This window comes from Paraburkholderia nodosa DSM 21604 (assembly GCF_000519185.1).
Taxonomy (GTDB): Bacteria; Pseudomonadota; Gammaproteobacteria; order Burkholderiales; family Burkholderiaceae; genus Paraburkholderia; species Paraburkholderia nodosa.
Map to the genome: position 1 here is coordinate 215,243 of NZ_JAFA01000010.1, position 22,595 is coordinate 237,837.

The 22,595-nt window shown below is 62.6% G+C and carries 19 protein-coding genes; 5 read left to right on the forward strand and 14 right to left on the reverse strand.

Annotation, left to right across the window (positions count from 1 at the left end):
* Window positions 1-7 precede the first annotated feature (7 nt).
* The 5 genes from A3CW_RS0117330 to A3CW_RS0117350 all read right to left on the reverse strand — a co-directional run bounded on the left by A3CW_RS0117330 (window position 8) and on the right by A3CW_RS0117350 (window position 5,863).
* Entirely contained in the window at window positions 8-838 is an 831-nt protein-coding gene (locus A3CW_RS0117330) for a carbohydrate ABC transporter permease (RefSeq protein WP_028204698.1), read from the reverse strand.
* Window positions 835-1,860, reverse strand: a complete 1,026-nt coding sequence (locus tag A3CW_RS0117335; protein ID WP_028204699.1) for a carbohydrate ABC transporter permease — start codon at window positions 1,858-1,860, stop codon at window positions 835-837. The genes A3CW_RS0117330 and A3CW_RS0117335 overlap by 4 nt, the downstream gene beginning before the upstream one ends.
* A gap of 106 nt (window positions 1,861-1,966) precedes the next feature.
* Window positions 1,967-3,214 (reverse strand): ABC transporter substrate-binding protein, encoded by a 1,248-nt coding sequence (locus A3CW_RS0117340; protein ID WP_028204700.1) that lies wholly within the window; start codon window positions 3,212-3,214, stop codon window positions 1,967-1,969.
* 175 nt (window positions 3,215-3,389) lie between these two features.
* Complete coding sequence (locus A3CW_RS0117345; protein WP_028204701.1) at window positions 3,390-4,481, reverse strand: LacI family DNA-binding transcriptional regulator; 1,092 nt, start codon at window positions 4,479-4,481, stop codon at window positions 3,390-3,392.
* A 227-nt stretch (window positions 4,482-4,708) separates the two neighbouring features.
* The gene (locus tag A3CW_RS0117350; RefSeq protein ID WP_028204702.1) at window positions 4,709-5,863 is read right to left on the reverse strand and encodes a porin; all 1,155 of its coding nucleotides are present in this window, start codon (window positions 5,861-5,863) and stop codon (window positions 4,709-4,711) included.
* A gap of 860 nt (window positions 5,864-6,723) precedes the next feature.
* Between A3CW_RS0117350 and A3CW_RS0117355 the strand changes: the two genes are divergently transcribed.
* Window positions 6,724-7,014 carry a BON domain-containing protein gene (locus A3CW_RS0117355; protein ID WP_028204703.1) on the forward strand — a complete coding sequence of 97 codons (291 nt, stop codon included), beginning with the start codon at window positions 6,724-6,726 and terminating at the stop codon, window positions 7,012-7,014.
* A 76-nt stretch (window positions 7,015-7,090) separates the two neighbouring features.
* Here A3CW_RS0117355 and A3CW_RS46655 read toward each other — a convergent pair whose 3' ends face one another.
* The 5 genes from A3CW_RS46655 to A3CW_RS0117380 form a co-directional block, all read right to left on the reverse strand.
* Entirely contained in the window at window positions 7,091-8,356 is a 1,266-nt protein-coding gene (locus A3CW_RS46655) for an ABC transporter permease (protein ID WP_051481532.1), read from the reverse strand.
* A gap of 24 nt (window positions 8,357-8,380) precedes the next feature.
* Entirely contained in the window at window positions 8,381-9,901 is a 1,521-nt protein-coding gene (locus A3CW_RS0117365) for a sugar ABC transporter ATP-binding protein (RefSeq protein ID WP_028204704.1), read from the reverse strand.
* The gene (locus A3CW_RS0117370; RefSeq protein ID WP_028204705.1) at window positions 9,902-10,876 is read right to left on the reverse strand and encodes a substrate-binding domain-containing protein; all 975 of its coding nucleotides are present in this window, start codon (window positions 10,874-10,876) and stop codon (window positions 9,902-9,904) included.
* A gap of 72 nt (window positions 10,877-10,948) precedes the next feature.
* Window positions 10,949-12,016, reverse strand: a complete 1,068-nt coding sequence (locus A3CW_RS0117375) for a LacI family DNA-binding transcriptional regulator (protein ID WP_028204706.1) — start codon at window positions 12,014-12,016, stop codon at window positions 10,949-10,951.
* A 129-nt stretch (window positions 12,017-12,145) separates the two neighbouring features.
* The gene (locus A3CW_RS0117380; protein ID WP_028204707.1) at window positions 12,146-12,382 is read right to left on the reverse strand and encodes a hypothetical protein; all 237 of its coding nucleotides are present in this window, start codon (window positions 12,380-12,382) and stop codon (window positions 12,146-12,148) included.
* Window positions 12,383-12,722: 340 nt separating this feature from the next.
* Between A3CW_RS0117380 and A3CW_RS0117385 the strand changes: the two genes are divergently transcribed.
* Entirely contained in the window at window positions 12,723-13,196 is a 474-nt protein-coding gene (locus tag A3CW_RS0117385; protein WP_028204708.1) for a YMGG-like glycine zipper-containing protein, read from the forward strand.
* Between the two features lie 109 nt (window positions 13,197-13,305).
* Here A3CW_RS0117385 and A3CW_RS0117390 read toward each other — a convergent pair whose 3' ends face one another.
* The 4 genes from A3CW_RS0117390 to A3CW_RS0117405 all read right to left on the reverse strand — a co-directional run bounded on the left by A3CW_RS0117390 (window position 13,306) and on the right by A3CW_RS0117405 (window position 17,043).
* Window positions 13,306-13,878 carry a hypothetical protein gene (locus A3CW_RS0117390; protein WP_028204709.1) on the reverse strand — a complete coding sequence of 191 codons (573 nt, stop codon included), beginning with the start codon at window positions 13,876-13,878 and terminating at the stop codon, window positions 13,306-13,308.
* Between the two features lie 206 nt (window positions 13,879-14,084).
* Complete coding sequence (locus A3CW_RS0117395; protein WP_028204710.1) at window positions 14,085-14,717, reverse strand: hypothetical protein; 633 nt, start codon at window positions 14,715-14,717, stop codon at window positions 14,085-14,087.
* 23 nt (window positions 14,718-14,740) lie between these two features.
* Window positions 14,741-15,088: a 2-oxoglutarate dehydrogenase gene (locus A3CW_RS0117400; protein ID WP_407669751.1), complete on the reverse strand. Its 348-nt coding sequence runs from the start codon at window positions 15,086-15,088 to the stop codon at window positions 14,741-14,743.
* A gap of 134 nt (window positions 15,089-15,222) precedes the next feature.
* Window positions 15,223-17,043: a S10 family serine carboxypeptidase-like protein gene (locus A3CW_RS0117405; protein ID WP_028204712.1), complete on the reverse strand. Its 1,821-nt coding sequence runs from the start codon at window positions 17,041-17,043 to the stop codon at window positions 15,223-15,225.
* Between the two features lie 833 nt (window positions 17,044-17,876).
* Here A3CW_RS0117405 and A3CW_RS0117410 point away from each other — a divergent pair.
* The 3 genes from A3CW_RS0117410 (at window position 17,877) to A3CW_RS0117420 (ending at window position 22,568) form a co-directional block, all read left to right on the forward strand.
* A complete protein-coding gene (locus A3CW_RS0117410) occupies window positions 17,877-19,046 on the forward strand; it encodes a zinc ribbon domain-containing protein (RefSeq protein WP_028204713.1) in 1,170 nt (389 codons plus the stop codon).
* A 60-nt stretch (window positions 19,047-19,106) separates the two neighbouring features.
* A complete protein-coding gene (locus tag A3CW_RS0117415) occupies window positions 19,107-20,207 on the forward strand; it encodes a TAXI family TRAP transporter solute-binding subunit (RefSeq protein ID WP_028204714.1) in 1,101 nt (366 codons plus the stop codon).
* A gap of 234 nt (window positions 20,208-20,441) precedes the next feature.
* Window positions 20,442-22,568 carry a D-(-)-3-hydroxybutyrate oligomer hydrolase gene (locus A3CW_RS0117420; protein WP_028204715.1) on the forward strand — a complete coding sequence of 709 codons (2,127 nt, stop codon included), beginning with the start codon at window positions 20,442-20,444 and terminating at the stop codon, window positions 22,566-22,568.
* Window positions 22,569-22,595 lie beyond the last annotated feature (27 nt).

Below are 22,595 nucleotides of genomic sequence, written 5' to 3' on the forward strand. Positions count from 1 at the left end.
GAGAAATTCAGGCCTTGACCGCGCCGGTCGTCAAACCGTCGATCAAGCGCCGCGAGGTGAAAGCGAACAGCACCAGCAACGGCACCACGGCAACCGCAGAGCCCGCCATCACCGCGCCCCAGTCCGAATTGGTCGGGCTTTGCAAAATGCGCAGCGCGAGGGGCAGCGTGTACATCGAAGGCGAGCGCAGCACCACGAGCGCCGAGAGAAAGTTGTTCCAGGCCTGAATGAAGCTGATGAGACCGAGCGTGCCCAGTGCCGGCCCGAGCAGCGGCAGCACGATGCTCCAGTAGATACGGAACTCGCCGCAGCCGTCGATGCGCGCCGCCTCGATCAGGTCGGACGGAATGGCCGACGCGATGTACTGGCGCATGAGGAACACGCCGAGCGCGGCAGCCGCGCCGGGCACGTACAGCGCGCGTGGCTGATTGATCCAGCCGAGCAGGTTCATCGTCATGAAGGTCGGGATCATGCTGAGGAACGGTGGCACCAGCATGGCCGTGAGCGCAACGGCAAAGAGCGTTTTCTTGAAGCGGAACTCATACATCGCAAACGCGTAACCGGCCATCGAGGTGACGAGCAGCGTCAGCACGGTCTGGATCGTGGCCGTGTAGAAACTCCAGCCCAGATTGCGCCAGAACGGGATGTGACGCATGAGCGACGCCATGTTGTCGAGAAACGCATTGCCGAACCACAGCGGCGGCGGCATCGAGAAAATCTCGGAACTCGTATGCGTGGCGAAGACGAACATGAACCAGAACGGCGAGAACATCAGCACCGCGCCCGCCAGCACGACGGCGTAACCCGTATAACGCGCCTTGTTTTTCGACAGTTTCATCGCTGTGCCTCTTCTTTCATGCCGCTGCGGTGGAAAATGCGCGTGTTGAGCCACATCAGCGCGGAAATCGTGATAAAGAGCAGCCACGCGATCGAACTGGCCGTGCCGAAGTCGCCGTCGTGGAATGCCGTGCGATACATGTAGACAGCCGTCGTCAGGCCGGACTGGCTCGTCCCCATGCCTTCGTTCGGGAGAAGGATGAAGGGCTCTTCGAACAGTTGCAGCCCACCGATGATCGAAAGCGTGACCGCGAAGAAGATCATCGGCTTGAGAAGCGGAATCGTGATGCGCGTGAACTGTTGCCAGCCATTGGCGCCGTCAATGCGCGCCGCTTCGTAAATGTCCTTCGGAATGGTTTGCAGCGCGGACAGATAGAGCACCGTATTCCAGCCCACGTAGCGCCAGAACACGACGACGGAAACCGCCGGCTTCACGTTCGCCGGGTTATACAGCCACTCGATCGGTTTCGAAGGCACGATCCAGTGCAGCCCCGGAATCTTGCCGATCTCGGCAATGGCGAGATTGATCATGCCGAAGTCGGTCGAATACAGCGACGAGAAGATCAGCGCGATTGCCACGCTCGACGTGATGAAGGGCAGAAAATACAGCCCGACCACGAAATTGCGCCAGCGGCGAAATGCGGTTTGCAGAAAGAACGCCAGCGGCAGCGCAATGAGGTGCTGCGGCACGCCGGACATGACCGCCATCGAAACCGTGTTGTAGAGCGATTTCCAGTACCACGGGTCAGTCAGCGTGAACGTAAAGTTCGACAGGCCCACCCACTTCATGCTCGCCAGTCCCGCTGTCGCGTCCCAGCTCTGGAACGAGAGATACAGCGAAAACAGCAGCGGAAAGGCCAGGAACACCGCGAACAGCAGGAAAAACGGTGCGAGAAACAGGTACGGCGCGATCTTGACCGGATTGAGCCGCGGTTTGCCACGAGCGTGGGCGAGCGGCGCGAGCGTATCGCGCACGAGCCCTTCCCGGGAGACCTGTTCAGTTGTGGGCAGAGGAGAGTTCATCGATAGTTCCGTCCATTCGGGCGTGGCCGGCCGGGGCGACCGGCCACGCTGTTGCAGCGGGCTTCAAAGCGCGGCGATGCGTGCCGCGCCGTTTCATCAGAACCGCTTAACGGCGGATACGATGCGTGATCTCAGCCTGTGCTTCCTGCAGCGCCTGGTGGATGTCCTCGTTGCTGTCGACCACCTTGTCGAGCGCCGAGTGGACCGCCTCTTCGGCAACCTGGTCATACTTGCTGCGCTGGATCGCCGGGATATGCGAGGCCGCATCGCGCCAGATCAGGCGAGCCTTCTCGTTGCCGAGGAACGCCACGGGCTGCGCGAAGAAGTCGTCGTGCTGCGCGGAAAGCAGCGCCGGGAAGGCGTCGATCGAGCGGAACGAAGCGAGCTGCTCGTCCGGGCGCGTCGTCAGGAACTTGATGAATTCCCACGACAGCTGCTTTTGCGTGGCCTTCACCGGAATCGACCAGAACGTGCCGCCGAACGATGCATAAGCGCCGTCGGGCAGATTCGTTGCGCGCCACAGGCCCTTCGTATCCGGTGCGATCCACGACGAGAGGTGGCCGCCGAGCCATGCGCCCATCATTTGCGTTGCAACCGTGCCGCGCTTGAAGCTTTCGGCCCACTCGTTCGACCACGGCGTGATCTTCGCGTCGAGACCGAGATCGCGCGCTTTCTTCGCCAGCTCGAATGCCTTCACGAAACGCGGCGACGTCACGACCGGATTGCCGGCCTTGTCGAAGTACACGCCGTCGCCTTCCTTCAGGTCGGCGCGAATATAGATGTCTTCGATATCGCGCGACGATGCCATCAGGTACGCGCCCGTCGCCTTCTTGATCTTCTGCCCGGCCGCGAGATACGACTCCCACGACTTGGTCAGGTCGGCTTCGGTCACGCCCGCCTTGTCGAGAATGTCCTTGCGGTAGAACAGCGTGCCCGGACCGATATCGCCCGGCATGCCCACAATCTGGCCGTCCTGCGTGGTCGCCTGCGCGAACGTGTAGTTGATGAACTGGCTCTTGTACTGACCGGCGTTATAAGGCGGCTTGGCCAGGTCTTCGAGACCGCCGCCCGCTGCAAAGCGGCCAATGAAGCCGACTTCGACGGCCATCACGTCGGGCAGATCCGAGCTCGTTGCGAGCGCGGTGGTCATGGCGTTGTGGTGATCGGCGATCGCAAGCGACGACACCTTGATGTCGACGTCCGGATGCAGCTTCTTCCAGGCGGGAATCGCGTCCTTGATTTCCTGGTCGAGCTTCGGAAACACCGCGACATTCAGCGTGGTATTGGCATGCGCAGCCACGGTAGCCAGGCTGAGCAAAACTGCAGCGGCAGTGCCTGAAAAACGGAAATTCATTACATGTCTCCTGGTGAAACGTTTGTGAGTGACGTTCAATTGCTCCCCTGCTGCTACGAACTACTTCCCCTGTTGTATTGATTCGCAGTGCTTGACGCCCTGCTTTCCGCGCTTCCGGTGTTTGAAAGCGCTTTCACCGCAAAACTAAAAAAACGGCCCGATCTGGACGCGAACCTTATGCACCCTTGTCGTCCGGGCTCAACGACGGCCCGATGCGACGCGTCGTCTCGCGCGTCACCAGCGTGAGCGGAATGGGGCTCAGCGCGATGGGCTGCTTGCGGATCATCTGCACGATGCCTTGCGCGGCGAGACGGCCAATTTCATAGGTCGGCTGGCGCACGGTCGTCAGAGGCGGCGTCATGTACGAAGAAGTCGGCAGATCGTCGAAGCCGACCAGCGACACATCCTCGGGCACGCGCACGCCGCGGCGGAACATCGCGAGACGCGCGCCATACGCGGTCTGGTCGTTCGCGCAGAACACCGCGCTCAACGACGGCCGGCGCACCAACAACCGCTCCATGGCCGCAAGCCCGCCTGTTTCGAGGTAATCGCCCTGCTCGACCAGATCGACGTCGAAGCCGATGCCCGCCTGTTCCAGCGCGATACGGTAACCGTCGAGACGCTCGATCGCATCCTCGTGACTGCTCGGGCCGGCAATGAACGCGATCTCGCGGTGGCCCTGCTCGATCAGATGGCGGGTCGCGTCGCGCGCGCCCTGCAGGTTGTCGATCGGCAGGCCCGCCAGCGCCGTGCCGTTTTGCACCGAGCGTCCAAGCACCAGCATGGGCGCGTAGCGCGAGTATTCGGTGAGCGTCGGCTCGTCGAGTTGAGCGTGCAACAGAATGATGCCGTCCACGCGGCGCGCGATGAATTCTTCAAGGCGCGCTTTTTCGTCGACCACATTCCAGCGGCTGCTCACGAAAATCGGCGTGAAGCCCGGCTCGGAAAGCGCCTCTTCGATACCGCGCAGCCACTCGGCGTAAAACGGACTCGACACGGCCTGCGTCAGGACGCCGATGGTTTCGGTGCGGCCGCTCGCAAGACTGCGCGCCAGCACGTTCGGACGATAGTTGAACCGCGCGATCGCCTCTTCCACCGCGCGCTGCTTTTCGGGGAGAACCCGCGCGGTGCCGTTCAGGATGCGCGACACCGTGCTCGGAGACACGCCGGCAGCGCGCGCAATTTCTTCCAGCGTCACGTTGGGACCCGGAGTGGGTCCGCTCTGGACACTGGGCGCGCCGGATGCTTCGTTGGTGCCATCGGTCATGAGTTCCGCCTGAACATTGTCATGAAAGCGCTTTCAAACACTGAAAAAAGCGCTTCGAGATACGAATTCGAAGTGACTAACAGAAACGAATTGCGGGAAAAAACCGTAGAAAAAGCAGCCGGTGCGACCAGGGTGGAGGAGAGATCGCACCGGCCTCTCTATGAAAGAGAATTAAGCAGTACCTAACACAAAGAGATCACAACAACTACAGGTCACACGAAGTCAAATCAGAACATGTGCATGATGCCCGCGAACACGCCGGTCTGGCTGTGACCGTAGTTCGGGTTGTCGTTCGACGACGTGCCCGTCGCCGCGTCGAAGTTGTTGTTACCGTACGAACCGTTGCCGAGGTTGATGTTCGACGTCGAGCTGTTGTGCACGTAGCCGGCTTCCGCGTACAGGAACGTGCGCTTCGAGAGGTTGTACGTCGTGCCGAGCGTGAACAGCGTGGCGTTGCCGTTGCCGTTGTTCGCGTTCGCGTGGAACACAGCAGCCGTGATTGCCGAAGCGTCGTTCACCTGCCAGCCAGCGCCGATCCATTCGTGGTCCACCGCCGTCGGTGCGCGCACGCCAGCCGGCTGCGATGCATCGGTCACGCCCACGCTTGCGTTGGTGGCGCTCGGTGCGCTCAGGTGCTGGTAGCCGGCATAAATCTTCACCGGACCGATCACGTACGTGCCGCCGGCGAGAATCGAGCGCGAAGCCGAATACACGTTGTTGAACGACCCGTCTGCGCCGCGAACTTCGTCATAGATCACGCGGAAGTCGCCGCTGCCCCACGTATAGATGCCTTCGATCGCGTTCGTGCGGCCCTGGCCCGTCGGCACGCCCTGTGCGTTGACCGGCGCCGAGTTCCAGCTCGTGTTGTTGGTCAGCGAATACTGGCCCTTGAACACGAGGCCGCCGAACAGCGTGGGCGAATCATATTCGGCGCCGTTGGTCGTGCTGGCCCAGTTACGGCCGCGCACCAGCGTCGAGATCGCGTAACGCTGCATCAACTGCGGATCCGCGCCCCAGCTGTCCTGCGAAAGTTCGCCGGCGCCGAGATTACCCATCTTGAACAGACCGAAACGGTCGTTGCTGAAACCCACCGTGGCGTGACGACCGAACAGGTTGCCCGCCGAAGCGCCCGTCATCGTATTGAGCTGGCCTTCCAGCTGGAACACCGCCTTCGTGCCGCCGCCGAGATCTTCCGAACCCAGCAGGCCGAACCAGGAGCAACCCCAGTCGCCGCTCTGTGCGGAGAACTTGTTGCCACCCGGCAGGCCGGTTTCGTACTGCACGCCGTTGTCGATACGGCCATACAGTGTGACGCTGCTTTGCGCGTGCGCCATCGTCGTCGCAGCTGCCATCACCGACAATGCAATAAGCTTCTTTTTCATTAGCTATCCTATATATATTTTGGCGTCTCCAAACCGCGCAGGTCGCGTGCGCTCTACACGTTCCCTACCAGGCTGCCTCACTGAAATGTTCCGAATCACATTTCGAGGCGATTATAGGGACGCCCCTGCCCCGTGTATCGAACCGGCAGTCCAGGGAAAACTCTGTTACCGATAACAGTTGCGCGCCGCGCGGGCCCGGAGTAGACCCCCGCTTTGTGACCATTCCGTTATGGTCACAAAGCTCGCAACTCCGTTTGCGGTCGTGAGGGAAAATATGCGCAGCGAGGGAAATGTACTGAACACCCGTGCTACTTCGGCCAAATTGCGCTTGACAGCGCTTTCAAAAGCGACGCTCTGACGTTGTGAAGTTGCAACGACGACACGAGAATTTTTTGTCCGTTGTGTCCGCAGCGTTGCCGATCTACTGACAGCGCTGTCACCAGCAGGCCTCAGCAATAGCGACTATGATCAAGGTATACCCTGCCGGGCAACGAGTTGAGATTCTCCGGTAAGCACATTCAGCGCGGGACGTCGAATCGGTCCCGCGGGCTTTCCGGCTTCAGACCATCGCGCCACGCAAAACCCCGCGCCTCGACTCCCGCTGTTCCCCGCCACGTCGCGCGGCGACGTCCCGTCCGAACGCAATGCACCAGCACGCACCAGCGCAACTTTCGCCGGGCGACGGCACCGCCGTTCCCTACCCGGCTGGCAAAACCCTCGACGCGCCATCGCGGTGACCACTACGCCGCGCACCGCGCGGGCTGGTTTGCCCTCTGACTTCCGCGGTCCTGCGTTGAAGAGGACCGGAAGACTTGCTGCCGGAGTTGACCGGCACTTCTGCCACACTGCAAGGAGGTATCGTGAAAGCCATCATCACTTCCACGCTCGCATTACTGATTTCCAGCACCATGGTGCCGGCCGTTCAGGCTCAAGACTCGGGGGCAAACAACTCGCAACTCGCGCACAACGTCCGGGTCGCTTTCGCGCGCAATGGCGTCAACACTTCTCATATCTTTGTCTTCGCCCGAGGAGGCACCGTCACGCTGCTCGGATGGGTAGACGCGCACGAACAGGTCGCGCTGGCCGAGCGCAGCGCGGCTTCGGTCGAAGGCGTGCAATCGGTGGACAGTTGGCTTGCGCGTGGACGCTGAAAAGCGCGAGTTTGAATGAAACGGCGCGCGCACGGCGTTTATTTCGTACGCGCGTCGTACGCTATTCGTTTGTTGTTTATTGATCGCGCCGCGTAATCATCCGTTTAATCCAGCCGCCGCGCCCATAGTCGGTCTGCTGCAGAAACACGGCAATCACGATGATCAAGCCTTTGAGGACCAGCTGGGTATTGCTGTCGATATCGTTGAGCAACAGGATGTTGCCGAGAAAGCCGAATATGAGCACGCCCGCCACCGTGCCCGATATCCGCCCAACCCCGCCGGCCAGACTCGTCCCGCCAATCACAACGGCGGCAATCGCATCGAGTTCCCAGCCGGTCCCGGCATCGGCCTTCCCCTGGCGGTACTGCGCCGCATAGAGCACGCCAACCAGCGCCGAGAGCAGGCCTGAAATGGCGTAGGCCATCAGCTTGTAGCGATTGACGTCGAGCCCGGAAACCACGGCGCATTTCTCGTTGCCGCCTATCGCATACAGATATTTTCCGAACACCGTGCGATTCATCACGAAGCTGAATACGAGCGCGATCACGAGAAAGAAAAGCGCGGGAACCGGAATCAGATTGAACAGCAGCGCGCGCAGATTCTCGATATCGGCGGTCGCGTTCGTGCCGCTGTAAATCGAATAGACGGCGGTGTCCTGCCCGGCGATCAGCCGCGCGGCGCCGAGCACGCCGACCATCGCCGCGAGCGTGACAATGAACGGCTGCATGCGCCCGCGCGTGATGATCCATCCGTTGATGCTGCCCACCGTGAAGCCCGCGAGCGGCACGATCCAGAGCACGCCTGCAAGCGGCATGCGGTGCGCCGCGTGCAACGCGATATACAGGCACGCCAGCGCCGCGCACAGCAGCGCAATGCCGCCGCGCACCGCGCGCGCGGCGCCCGCATGCGCGCCATGCGAACGTTGCGGCCTGCGCCATGCACCGAGCACGATGTACACGATCGAGAACACGGCAATCGCATTGAGCACGAGCGAGGCATCAGTCGCCCGGTTCCATCCCTCCGTGGTCAGCAGCATGGCGGTCAGCACGCTGCCCAGCCCCATGATCGCCCCGACGGAAAGATCGATGCCCGCGGTGATGATCACGAGCGTCATGCCGATCGACATCACGCCGACGTTGGCGACCTCGCGAAACACATCGGAGATATTGGCGCTGGAAAGAAAGATGTTGCTGCCATCGGTCGAGTGAGGCGAGGTGAACGCGCCCACCACGAGCAGCAGGATCAGGCCCAGGTAGTACTTCAGGTGCGTCATGAGCGTGCTGAGTTGACGCCTGCGCGTTGGCGCATCCGGCTCGGCGACATGGTCCTGCACATGCAGCATGGTCAGTCTCCAGTCAGTATCGATTCAAGGCGAAGCGAGATTGATCAGCAGGTCGCCGGAAAAATCGCTGCGCGGCACGATCTGTTTGGCGCGCCCTTCGCACAGCACGAGAATGCGGTCGCACAGCAGGGTCAATTCGTCGATTTCGGAGCTGGCGATCAGCACAGTCACGCCCGAGCGCGCCGCGTCGAGTATCTGGCGGTAAATCTCCGACTTGGCGGCGACGTCCACGCCGCGCGTCGGTTCGTCGAGCAGCAGGATGCGCGGCTTCGTCATCAGCCATTTGCCGATGATGAGCTTTTGCTGATTGCCGCCCGACAGGCTATTGGCGCTTTGCGCGAGGCTGCGATGCTTGACCCGCGAGGCCCGTGCCTGTCCGGCGGCCCAGCCGTACAGCCGGCGCCGCTGGTAAAACGGAAAGCCGGGCACGCGCGGCAACGACGGCAGCACGATATTCGCTTCGAGCGACTGATCGAGCACGAGACCATCCTTCTTGCGGTCTTCGGTCACGAAGGCGAGGCCCGATTCCGCCGCTTCGTTTGGCGATTTGAATGACCGGTGCTGCCCCGCAATGGCAATCGCACCCTCCTGCCGGTAGGCCGAAATCCCGTAGATGGCTTCGAGCACTTCGGTCTTACCCGCGCCGAGCAGACCCGAGAGGCCGAACACTTCGCCCTCGCGCACCGCAAACGACACGTCGCGCACCATCGCGCGCGACGGTCCCCACAGCGAAAGATTGCGCACCTCCACACTCGTGCTGCGAGCGCGCGGCGCTTCGTCCGCGCCGCGCTCGGGCGGCGCGAAGTCCTTGCCGATCATCATCGAGACGAGCGCCGTCGAGGACTCCACCTGCGCGACTGGCAGCGTCGAGATGCGCCGGCCGTCGCGCAGCACGGTCACGCGGTCGGCCACGGCGAAGACTTCCCCCAGCCGGTGGCTGATCAACACGATGCCCATGCCGCGTTCGCGCAGTTGCCGCGTGAGCGTGAGGAGCGCGTGGGTCTCCGCGTCGGAGAGCGCCGAGGTCGGCTCGTCCATAATCAGCACCCGAGCTTCAGCCACCAGCGACTTGGCAATTTCCACCAGTTGCTTTTCACCCACCCGCAGCGCGCCGACCAGCGTATCGGGACTCGCGCGAAAACCCAGTTGGCCAAGTACGTTGCGCGCGGCCGTGCGCATGGCGCGCCGGTCAGGAAAGCCCCAGCGTGTGCGCGGTTCCTTGCCGAGGAATATGTTGTCGACCGCGGAAAGCGTATCGACGAGGTTCAGTTCCTGATGAATGACCGCGATCCCTGCATCGATCGCGTCGTTGACGCTCGCGAGGCGCGTGGGCACGCCTCGCACGCGTATCGTGCCGCTGTCCGGCGTATAAAGGCCGCCCAGCATCTTCATCAGGCTCGATTTGCCCGCGCCGTTCTCGCCGACAAGCGCATGCACTTCTCCCGCCACGACATCGAAGTCGACGCTCGACAACACGGCGCTGCCGTTGAACGAAATCGACAGGCCTGCCGCCTCGATGAGCGGCGTGGTGGCAGTGGCATTCATTCAGGAGTGGCTAGCAATATACGCCTTGGCGTTGTCGGCAAAAATGCCCTGGGTCGGCAACGTGACCTTCTTCGGGATCTTTTCGCCGTGGAGAAGCTTGAGCGCCTGGCGTATGCCTTCGGCGCCGGGCGTGGGGTACATGAACGTGCCGGCAAGCAGGCCTTGCGAGACCCAGGTCGCGCCCTCCTGCGGCAAGCCGTCGATGCCCACGAACTTGATGCTCTTGTCGCGCCCCGCATCCTTGGCCGCGAGATAAGCGCCGTAGGCCATGGGATCGTTGTGCCCGTAGACCACATCGATTTTTGGATTCACGCGCAGCACCGTCTTCATGTACTCGTAGGCCTTGTCCTGCTTCCAGTCGCAGTCCACGCGTTCGCCTATGAGCTTGATGCCCGACTCCTTGCCGATCACGCTCGCCGCGCCGTCGTGGCGGTCGTGCGCCGGTTGCGCGCCGAAGCCGCCCCAGACCTCGACGAAATTGCCCTGCGCATGACCCGGGCCACCCATCAGCTTGACGATGAAGGTTCCGGCTTCGCGGCCGATCTGCACGTTGTCGCCGCCGATGAACTGCGTATAGGATTCGCCGTTCACCTCGCGGTCGAGCACGAACACGGGAATGCCCGCCTTATAGGCCTTTTCCACCACGCCAGTGAGCCCCGCCGACTCCTTCGGCGAAATGAAGATCGCATCCATTTTCTGGGCAATGAAATTCTCCATGTCGGCATTCTGCTTGTCGGTGCGGTCGCCGGCGTCGGCAATGATCAGATCGACCTCGGGATGCTTGCCGGCCTCGGCTTTCATGTCCTTGTTGAACTGTACGCGCCAGGGCTCGACCGTGGTCACCTGCGAGAAGCCGAAGCGGTATTTCTTTTGCTGCCCGAACGCGGGCGCGCTGAGCGTCCCGAGAAGACCCGCTGCGCCGGCGAGCGGCACGGCGACCAGACCCACAATCAGAATGCGTCGTTGACTGTCCATTGCCCTGTCTCCTTTGTTGTCTGAACCGGGCGGCGCGTGTGGCCGGCCTCGGGTGCTGCAAAAAATAGAACGTTATAGCGGCGGCGCGGCGGAGGCGCGCGCCGCTTCGCCCCATTCGTCATACCGGACCGGGCCCGTGCTGTCGCGCACACGCAGGTCGGCACGCATGCGCAGGTGCACGATCTCCGGGTTCTCGCCCAGCAACTGCTTGTGCAGGAGATGCCAGATGCCGCGGGCTATCGCCTCGGCGGGCTGGCGAATCGAACTGATGCCGGGACGCAGCACCGACATCCACGGCGCGTCGTCGAAGGAAAGCAGCGAGATGTCGTCCGGCAGCTGCAGGCCCGCGTCGCGGATCGCCCGCAGCGCGCCGAGCGTCGCGACGTTCGCGCCCGTGAAGAGCGCCGTGGGGCGCTCGCGCGCGGCGAGCACGCCAAGCGTCGTCGCATGGCTTTCGGTATCGCTCATGCCGCACACCACGACGTTGGCGTGCTGCGCCAGCCCGGCACGCTGCATCGCGTCCTGGTAGCCCTGGGCCCGCTCGCGGCTGTTTACGAGGTCGAGCGCATTCACGATGAACGTGATGCGGCGGTGACCGAGCGCGATCAGATGCGCGGTGCCGTCCATCGCCGCGCGATGACTGTCGGTCGTGACCGTGTTGGCGGGAAAACTGCTGTCCACGCGATCGGCCATGACGAGCGGCACGTCGCATTCGCGCAGTTCGCTGATCGCGTGCTCGTAGCCGTGGCATGGAATGATGATCATGCCCGCCACCTGGCGCGAGAGGACGAAGCGGATGCGTTCCGCTTCGCGCTCCGGGTCCTCCTGGGCATGCGCGAGGATGAGCCGGTAACCGGATTCGAGGGCATGGTCTTCGAGCGCGCAGACCAGTTCGATGAAGAACGAATTGGTCAGGTCGGGCACGACAAAGCCAATCGACGTGGAGCGGCAACTGCGCAATTCGGCGGCCAGACTGTTGCGCCGGTAGCCGAGCTTGCGGGCCGCTTCCCAGACCTGGCGCTGGCGCGCTTCGCTCACGTTTGCGGCGCCCGCGAGCACCTTCGACGCCGTGCCCAGCGAGACTCCCGCCGCGTTCGCGACGTCCTTGAGTGTACTGGCACTTTTCTTGCGGTCGTCCATGCTGGTCTGTCCGCCCGAGGAGATGCGCTTGAGGTTACCCGCCCGAACTGAAACGTTTCATAGAGTAGGAAATGGTTTTTCAGGCTTCAAGGGAGGGTTTTTCCGGGTCGCCGGCAGAGAGAGCGCGGACTAGCGGTAATTCACGAAGTTGATGATGTCGTTGAGGAACCACGGAAGAATCAGTTGCGTGTCGGGATCGCTAACGCCCACGGTGAGCCTCGGCGGCTTCGAGGTGGGTGAGCCGGGCTTCGGGCCATCGGGGGTGTGCAGCATGTAGGTGTTGGTGTCGGCAGCGGGCGGCGGCGACGGCGAAGCACAACCGGCAACGAATAAGGCGAGGAACGCTGCGCAGCACAAGCGCTTCATGATAGGCAATCTCCAGCCACGTGATCTCGAGAAGCCCAAGCGTACCATTGGCCCCGCCGCAATCGTGCGGAGCTGTGCACACACCTTGCTTGCCTGACAGGCTATCAATAGCCGAATTGAGTTCGTTAAGAACCAGAATATTTGTCGCATGCCATCTCCCTGTTTTATGCAAAAGCCAATCAATCAAATGCGGCCGCGACCCGCGATTTTCGGCTTCGTTTTGACCTCCATTGACACGTATCAACGGGAACAACGCTTATTGACCCATGCACCTACGCGATCGAATGAGCACGAGATATTCTCTGCCGACTTATCCAGGCCACTATGGGAAGAGTCTTCCATGAGAATCAATCGCTTCGTTTTTATTCCCGCCGCAATAGTGATCGCGGGAACGGCATTTCCAGTTCTTGCGCAGCAAACCGTCGTGTACCCGTCGAAAGGCCAAAGCGCCCAGCAGCAAAGTTCCGACGAAGGTGCCTGCTATGCGTGGGCAAAACAGAAAACAGGCATTGACCCAGCGGTCGCGGCAAACGCTGCGCCGCAAGCTCAAGCGCCGAATGGCCAACGCGTCCGGGGCGCCGCCGGAGGCGCGGCCATTGGTGCCGCCGCTGGTGCAATCGGGGGCGACGCCGGCCACGGTGCGGCCATCGGCGCCGTGGCCGGCACGGTTGCCGGGGGCGTAGCGCACCGGCGCCAGGGGCGTGCCGCGGCGGCGCAGAACGCACAGATCGAATCGGCGCAACAACAGGCGCTCGCCAGCTATCGCCAGGCGTGGGAGGCTTGCATGCAGGGCCGGGGCTACTCGCTGCGTTAAGCGCTGACGATATCGAAGAGAAACGAAGAGAAGAATCGCGACGATGGAAAGGCCACGTTGCACGAAATGAATACGTGCAACGCAGCCCTCCCGAAAGCAAGAGGCGCGCTTAGCGGAAGCCGTAAACGAGAACCTTCTTTCCTTCGAATTGTTCCTGCACACCTTGATCGCAATTCGGCGGACACGTCGTGCCGTCGGCGGTAGGACCGGACGCGGGCGAATACGCCTTGTAGACAACGGATTCGATGAGCGTCCCGTCGTCGGAAACCACGATCTGCAGGTCGGTCTCGACGCCGGCCGGCACCGGTCCGCCGCTGCCATAAACCAGTTTCATGATCCCCGTGCAATCGGAGTTCACGGTGTACGTGCCGCTCTGGTACGGGTTGAAGGCAGTCTGCCCGCCTTTCGGCAAGCCATTGATCATGCCGAAGTCGGTGCGAGTGAATTTACCTGAGCCGTCAAACGTCACGATGGCCACGTCATCGAGTGTCGACGGTGAGGCAAACAGGTGCAGCTTGTTGTTGCTGTCCAGCAAGCCAAGAATTTCTCCATGACCGTGAAATCCGTAAGCTCCCCTTAACGTTGCGTTCGAGCAAAGGCCGCCGTCGGCCTGCGCGACGCCACTGAGCGAGAGAAGTGCAAAGGCTGTTGCCGACAAAATTCTTGAATGCTTGATCTTCATGGTCATCTCCTTGTCACCATAGCAGGCGTCTGGCTTCATGACGCGCAGCGGGCCGAAAGCAGTCGTCGACGGAGGCCCTGGCTCGTGCCGACTAGCGCTCCGCTTTCTAAGCCTATGGAACCGCGCACGCTTGCGCCTCCATCGTTTGATGGAGAGAGCGAGCCAGTGGGAGATTTCGTGTGCAGACAAATTCGATGAGAACGGCGTTACGGCTTCACTGCGTAACGCACCAGTTCGATTGCGTTCGTCGCGGGCGCGCCCCTTCCGGCCAGACGGCCCTGAAACTCTTCGCGCACCACGCGCTTGACGCTCGGGGCATACCAGAGCGTCTCCTCCATCGGCCCGCCGCCCGCGCCATACTGCGGCTGCCAGACACCGCTCATCGTGATCTTGATCGCGGAGAAAGCGCCCGCCTTCGTGTTAACCGTCTCCACGCCGTCCACTTCACATTGGGCCCGGCGCTGCACCCTCATGCCCGAAGGGGCGGTGGCCATGCAGTCCGCCTCATAACGCGCGCCGGCTCGCAGCGGAAAATGCAGCGCGATTCCGCAGGCACGCGCGTCGACGCCATTGGGAATCACATTGGCTTCGGAGGTGAGTTCGAGACGCCCGCCGCCGGGGCCGATCAGAAGCGATGCGCTGCCATCGGCGTGGACGGACGTCACGGTTTGCGTGAAGGTTCGCCGCTGACCGGACAACGGGTCGGACCGCTCGAAGGTCCAGTTGTCTCCCACCCTGTAGTGCGGCGCGTCCTGAGGCAGCACGACGGCAGCGGCGTCGAGCGCGAAACTGGCCCGGGCGCCCGCCCCCGCCGCCAGCACGCCCACGACGCCGATCACTACCGTGCGACAGAGTTGCGGCCTCATTGGCCCTGTTTCTGCAGATATTGCCGCACGTCGCTCATCGACACCCTGCCCGTATGCGCCGTGTCGATCTGATCGAAATGCTGCGCGATATACCCGAGCCCGTTGCTTTGCGCCTGAGCCTTCGTGATCGAAGCGCCGTTGCTCAATGCGGAATTCGCACCGAGGCGAGCCTCAACCCGCTGCTGCGCCTCTTGCTGCAATTGTGTACCGGTGGAGGGTGTGAGCGGCGCCGGCCGGCTCGACGGGAAAAATGGGCCATCCACACCGTGGCCGCCCTTCGGCAGCTGAACAGGCGCCACCGCTTGCGTTGCCGCCTGGGCATGGCCTGTCGTGACCGCAGCCATCGCGCAAAGCGTGAGCGGAGCTACGCACCACAGCTTTTTGAAAGTAGACATGATCGCTCGCCTTCAATGAGTGAGGAGTGGGCCTCAATCGGCTATCGATGATCGATGCTCGACGAAGGCCCCGGCCTGTGACGTTATTGACCCGCTGCCGCGACTGCCGTGGAGGTCGGCGTACCCGCGGGACTCTCGTCGGGCCACGGCTGCGGAAGCGTCCAGAGCGAAAGCGCCAATGGTATGGGTTGACCACCATAGTAGCTCACGAGATCGGCCTTCATCTTCGGGCGTGCCACGTCGTCCAGATAAATCATGTGTCCGCCCTGGAAGAAGTTGACCTGCAGATTCGGGCTCAAGCCGGCCACCGTTTGCAGACGGGCGAGTTGCTTCTCCGTATTGAAGAACGGCGTAGCGAGATCGTGAAAGCCGTTCTCCGCAAGCACCTTCAGCTGCGGATTGAGCTGGATCGCGCCGAGCAGGTCGGGCAGCGTATCGGGCAACGGCTGGCCGTCGTGCGAGAAGTCCCAGACTCCGATGATGTTGTCGTTCAGTGGCATATACGTCGCATTCGGCGCCGTGTAGCCGAGATAATCGGGCATCTGCGTAGCGAGTGCGGTCGTGAACGGCTGCGAGATGAGGATGTCCGACGGGTCGCCGTCGCTCTGCAAGCGCGGATCCGAATTCGGCAGCGACACGCGCCCGTCGTAACGGCCGATCGTCGTGCCCGGGATCAGTTCGTTACTGAACGGGTTCACGTTGAAATAGCCATTGAGCGCCTGCAATGTGAGGCTCGAAGGCCAGCGCCACGAATCCAGCGTCTTCTGGGGCGGAAAGACCGGCTTGCCCAGCGCGTCGGGAATACCGAGTTGACTCAGCACCCACGATTGCGCGTATTTGCGGAAATGCTGGTACTGGCCCGTCGCGAAGATCTCCGACTGCAACGCGAAGAGGCCTTGATCGATCAATGGCGGCGAAACCAGATTGAAGTAGGCAGCCACCTCGGCGTAGCCGGGGTAATAGCCCGCGAGTGTATCGGTATCGAGCACCAGGCCGGCCGTCGAATCCGTGATGGCCGTCGCTTCGATCGCATCGGCAAAGTAGTTCAGGATGGACGACTGAAGCACGATGCCGGTCAACTGCACGCCCGCCGCCTCGAGCGCGAGCGCAAGCATGTCGGTGCGCGGCGTGCCATACGATTCGCCGTAGAGATAGATCGGCGAACTACTGCGGTTATTCACGGCCAGATAGCGCTTGATGAAATCGCGCATTACGTTCACATCCGGATCACAGCCCCAGAACTTCTGGTTGGTGTTCGGCAGAATCGCCTCCGAGAGCCCCGTGCCCGGCGGGTCGATGAACACCATGTCCGTCGTATCGATCAGGCTCTCGGCATTGTTGACGAGCGGAAAGTTCGGCCAGTTGGTGAGCAGCGGATCGGGGGTGGCGACACGCGTTGGCGCAAACGAGCCGAGACGCAGCCAGATCGACGACGAACCGGGTCCGCCGTTATAGATGAACGTCACTGGCCGCGGCGAACCGTTCGTGGCCGGCGCAGTATAGGCGACATAGGACATCGTCGCCTCCGCATTGCCGCTTGCGTCCGAAGCGGTCAGATGGCCGGTTGTCGTCGTGTAGTTGAGCGTCGTTTTGCCTGAGGTCCACTGGTAATGCATGATCGCGGCTTTTTCGGCGGCCTGCGACGCGGCAAGGCCATCGTTGGCGTTCGGCGAGTAGGCGATCGGGTCCGTATAGGGCTGGTTGGCGTTTGGCGAGTTCGGCGTTTGCGCGGCGGCTTTCGCGCTCGCCGAAACCTGGTTCATTGCGCTCGCGGCAGGCGATGACGGGCTATCGCCACCACCGCAACCCGCGAGCATCAGCACGCCAATGGCGATTGCGCCTGCATGGCGCAGCTGGCACCGGCTGCGGCTCAAGCCCATGCTGGGTTTACTGTCCGGATGCATTGTTATACCCCTTCGAATGATGACGTCGCACTACGCGGGGACCGCGTTCGCCGGTAATAACGCCTTGAAAAAGGCATCGAAATTCAAATGCAATTACCGGCAGGAAACGGCTGACATTTAACTTTCCATTCCTGACAAAGTCGATTCAGTTCAAGCGTCATTTTTTACTATGGATGCCTAAATAATCCATAGAGCATGGGGCGAAACTGTTGAGTTTCGCCGACGAGATTGCGCTGGAAATATTTTGTAATGAAAGATGGCAGAGGAAAAATAGGAGGCGCCGCAGTACTTTGTCAAGGGATAGTTTCTGAACCTATGCGCGATGATTCGTTGCGCACGCAGCAATTGCTTCGCGCATGAAACGGTCGCGTGCATGCGGGTCGGCGATGCGAGATCTCGCTGCAACGCGACCGCGAGCGCAGGAAGAACGGGATGCCCGGCAATGCTCTACAGGTTGTCCGAATGATTGCAATCCGTGGCTTGCGCGCGTCGGCCGACGCACCCAATTGGGGACATACTTCTCGTGCGGTGCGTGACGGTTGAGAAGCACGTCCGCACATTTAGCTACTCTTATAAATAAAACCCTGCACGGTAAAAAATTCCGCAACTCGATCTTCGCCAGAACACAGCCAACACGCATATGTGCGCTGGGCAACAAGGGAGATTGACGCGCTGTGCGAAATCAACCATATTTTGACCAGACGGCTGCGCTCGGTCCGGCCCCGTCGCTTTCCTTCGCATGCAGATCGTGAGTTCCGCGAGGCCTTGCCCATCGCTTCAACGACGATTCTGAGCATGCCGAAATGGCTTTGCCATAACGGTGGGACGACATCATGTCCGCTCAGATTGGTCGCGACCATAATTTCCCCGCGGCGTGCAAGCGTTGCGGCGGACTGCTGTACGAAAACTTCGAGTTCTGCCCTTACTGCGGCACGGATTGTCCACTCGACAAAGTCGCGCTGGGCACCCATCCGAAAGCCACGTTGACACCCCTCGGCGCCACGGCGGCGGCGCCCCCCGCGCCCGCGGCCGCGAAACTCGTGCAGGCGGGCGTACCCGCGACTGACGGGCCGTCGCTGAACACCGACTACCAGCCCGCGCAGCACGCCTTAGCGCTTACACACGGGTTGCGGATTTCGCACATGGGGCAATGGATCTTTCCGAGGGGCCTGTTTGTTTTCGCTCTCATACTTGCGTTCGCGTACGGCACGTATCTGCTGTTCGGTACCAACCGCCAGCGGGAAGGCACAGCCAGCGAAGAGACCCTGCACTCTTCGGGCGGTTCGGTTTCGACCAATGCGTCTGCGCAACAGTCCGATGAGACGCCCCCCGCTGCCGGCAAGCAGACCCGCGCGCAGCCGCAATCGCCCCCGCCGAATGCACACGCCGCGCCGCAGTTCGCGGACGTGGCCGACGGTCTGCGTGTCGCGCGGACCAGCCTTGCGGAAAACAACCTGTTCGACGCGAAAGCCGCGGCTAATGCCGTGCTCGCGCGCGACGGGGACAACGAGGAGGCGCGCGCGCTTCAAAGCGAGATCGCGGCGCGCGAGCAGCGGCGCGATAGCGCGTTGCAAAACGCGGACCGCTGCGTCGCGCAGCGTGCCTGGGCCTGCGTGCAGCAACAGGCTTCGGAAGCGCTCGCGATCGATTCGAGCAGTCAAGCCGCGCAATCGTTGATGGAGCGCGCCATCGTATCGACGGCGTGGAAGCCGCTCAGCCCGCCCAATGGCGCCCCGCAAGTGAACGCGGCAGCGGCGTTGCCGCGCGGCGCGAACACCGTGCGGCTACCGTCGTCGCAGGACTGGAATACGAGCGCATCGCCGCCTCCACTGCCCGGCGCGATGAACACAGCGAACGCGACGAATGCCACGAATGCGACAAACGCGGCGAACGTCGCGACGGCCGCCAGTCCCGCCGGCGGCGACAACAGCGTCGACGCCCAGGAGCGCGCGATCGTGCAAAACGGCTGGAAGCATACCGCGCCGCCGGGCGCCACGCATTGAACAGGATTCCATAACATAACGAAGTCTGCCGTACATCGCAAACAAGGCGGGAGAGAGACCATGCTGAAATCGACTCTAGCGGGAGTGGCGGCGCTGATCGCGCTGCTTTTCTCAGTGCTCGCCGTCGCCGCCGAGGTCGACGCGCACTACCGCATCGTGACCGGCCCGGAGCGCGGGACGTACATTCAGATCGGCCAGGACCTGGCGAAATGGGTCGCGCAGCCGGCGGGCATCGACCTCGAAGTGATCCCATCGAAAGGCTCGGCCGAAAACGTGCAGCGCATGCGTTTCGAGCCCGGCGTGAAGCTCGCGCTCGTGCAGTCCGACGTCTACCAGGCCTACGTCGACATGGCCAATTCCGGCAACGAAGAGGCCGGCACGCTGATACGGCCACTGCGGCTCATCATGCCGCTCTATGACGAAGAGATTTACTTCGTGGTGCGTAACGACTCGCCGATGAAGGCGATCAACGAGATCAAGGACAAGGTGATCAGTGTCGGCCTGATCGGCAGCGGCACCGCGCAGTCCGCGACCACGCTGTACCGCCTCATGTTCGGCCAGCCGATTCCCGAGCAGAACGCGCAGCACCTGAGCAACGAAGACGCGTTGGCCGCGCTCATCGTCAAGAAGATCGATGTGGCGATCATCGTCGCCGGGCAGCCCGCCAAGCTCTTTACCGACATGAACCCCGAGCTGCTGCAGCAGATCCGCTTCCTGCACGTCGATCCGAACGCGCCGGAAACGGCGCGCGCAAAGCAGACCTACTATCCCGCGACGATTCACGTGTCGAGCTACCCGAACTGGCTCAAGGAAGACGTGCCGACGTGGACGGTCAAGGCCTTTCTCGTCACCTATGACTACAACCTGCGCGATACGGTCGGCAACCTGAAGCGCTTTGCCGATTCGCTCTGCGAGAACTTCGACAACCTGCAGGAGCATGGCCATCCGAAGTGGAAACAGGTGAAGCTCGAACTGCCGGGGCTTGGCAAAGGCTGGCAATACTATCCACCCGTCGAGCGGCGCCTGAAGGCGTGTTTCGCGCATCGCGCCGCGATGAAGGCCCCCACGGGTTCGACCGCGGCGCAAGGCGCCCCCGCCGCGCAACGAGCCGATGGGCGGCCATGCTCGGATCAGGAGCGCCTGCTCCTGCTCTGCAAATAAACCCGCAAGGAATCCGCCAGCCGAGCGCGGTCCCCACCGCGCGTGAACAGCAAGCAAGTGGGCCCTTCCATCGCCAGTACGAGGTGGAAGGCGATCCCCTTGTGCCCGCATGCAATCTCTCCTGGTATCTGCTTTCAGGATGTCCTAATGTCCATGGGTGCCGAGATGCCGGCACGTCGAAACGGTCTTCCCGATGCAGTGCGTCCTACCCTAACAACAAACAAGGAAACACCCATGAGAGATACCCCGTTCGCAGTCCGGCGTAGAACGGCACGCCTCAGCGTCGCGATCGCCATAGCAGGCGCGGCGCTCGTGCCCGGCGCACACGCTGCCGAGAACAACGCCAATCACTCAGCATTAAACAGACTGCCATCGTTCGTGGTGGCGAGCAGTCTGCAAACCACCAGCTACGATGGCGTCAGCGACGATCTGTTGACCGCCGGGCTCGGCAAAACCGGGCTTGCCGGGGCGCAACCGGCCATCGCGAACCCCGCGGCCCCGACGGCCGCGGAACTGCGCCGGCTCGCAATCTGGTCGAACTATCGCGCGCTCGTCGATATCAGCGCGAACGGCGGTTATGGCCGCTTCTGGGGGCCCAACGTCGATCTTTACGGCAACGACACACTGGGTGAAGGCAAAATCGCCGGCACCGAATATCTCGCGTTTGCCGACGACGGCAGCGGCCGCCAGAATGTCAGCCTGCTCGTGCAGGTGCCAACCAGCTTCGATCCGGCGAACCCGTGCATCGTGACAGCCACGTCGTCGGGTTCGCGCGGCGTGTACGGCGCGATCTCGGCGGCCGGCGAGTGGGGACTCAAGCGCGGCTGCGCGGTCGCCTATACCGACAAGGGCACAGGCAACGGCGCAGAAGAACTGATGAGCGGCCTCGTCACATTGATCGATGGCGTCACGGCCAACGCCGCAACGGCGGGACGCACGAGCATTTTCACCGCGAACGTGCCGGCGGGCGCGCTCGCCGCCTACAACCAGAAGTTTCCGAACCGTTATGCGTTCAAGCACGCGCATTCGCAGCTGAACCCCGAAGCGGACTGGGGCAAGGACACACTCGAGGCGGTCCAGTTCGCGTACTGGGTGCTCAACCAGCAGTTCGCGCCGCGCGTCGACGCATCGAATCGCGGCGTACGCTACGCGCCCGGCGACATCACGACGATCGCGGCTTCCGTGAGCAACGGCGGCGGCGCATCGCTCGCCGCAGCCGAAGAGGACACGGGCAAGTGGATCACGGCGGTGGTGGTCGGCGAACCGCAGATCAACGTGCGCATGCCCGGTGACGCGCAAGTCAGGGAAGGCGGTCAGCGCATTGCCGCGGCCGGCAAACCGCTGGCCGACTACATGACGCTCGCGAACCTGCTGCAACCCTGCGCCGCGCTCGCGGACGCCGCCGCCGGTGCGCCCTATCTCACGGCGCTGCCCGTGGCGACCACGACCGCGATTCGCCAGGCGCGCTGCACCTCGCTCGCGGCGGCAGGCTACATCCACGGCGGCGACACGCAGGCGCAGGCGAACGACGCGCTCGCGCGCCTGCATGAGGCCGGCTACGAAGCGGACTCCGATCTGCTGCACGCGCCGATGTGGGATTCACAGGCCGTGCCGGCTGTTGCGGTGACCTACGCCGATGCCTACACGCGGTCGAGCGTGCTCGACAACCTGTGCGGATTCAGCTTCGGCACGACGAACGCTTCGACGGGCGCCGCGGGCGTTGCGCCGGCCGTCTCGCCCATGCTGACGCTCTTTGGCGTGGGCAACGGCGTGCCACCGACCAATGGCGTCAATCTCGTCTACAACGTCACGCCGCCAGGCGGCGCCGACCATCGGCTCGCCACGCCCGATGCCAGCTTCGCGGGCGCGGCATGTCTGCGTGCGTTGTGGACGAAGGGCGATCCGCGCATGCGCCAGAGCGTCCAGGCGATCAGCGTGAACGCGAACCTGCACGGCAAGCCCGCGATCATCGTGCAAGGTCGCAGCGACGCGCTCGTGCCGATCAATCATGCTTCGCGCGCGTATCTTGCGGCAAACAGCGAGCGGGAAGGTTCGCGCAGCCACGTGTCGCTGTACGAGGTGCTGAACGGACAACACTTCGATGCGTTCCTCGCCGTGCCGGGCTTCGATACGCACTTCGTGCCGGTGCACTACTACAACATCGCGGCGCTCAATCTGATGTGGAGTCATCTGAAGAATGGCACGCCGCTGCCGCCTTCCCAGGTCATCCGCACGATCCCGCGCGGCGGCAGCCCGGGCGCCGCGCCGCCGCTGGGTCTCGCGAACCTGCCGGCCATCGTGGAGAACCCGGGCAGCAATGCGATTCGCGCGAACGACGGCGTCGTGAACGTGCCGCATTGAGGCGCGCAGCACGCCGGCGCGGCAGCC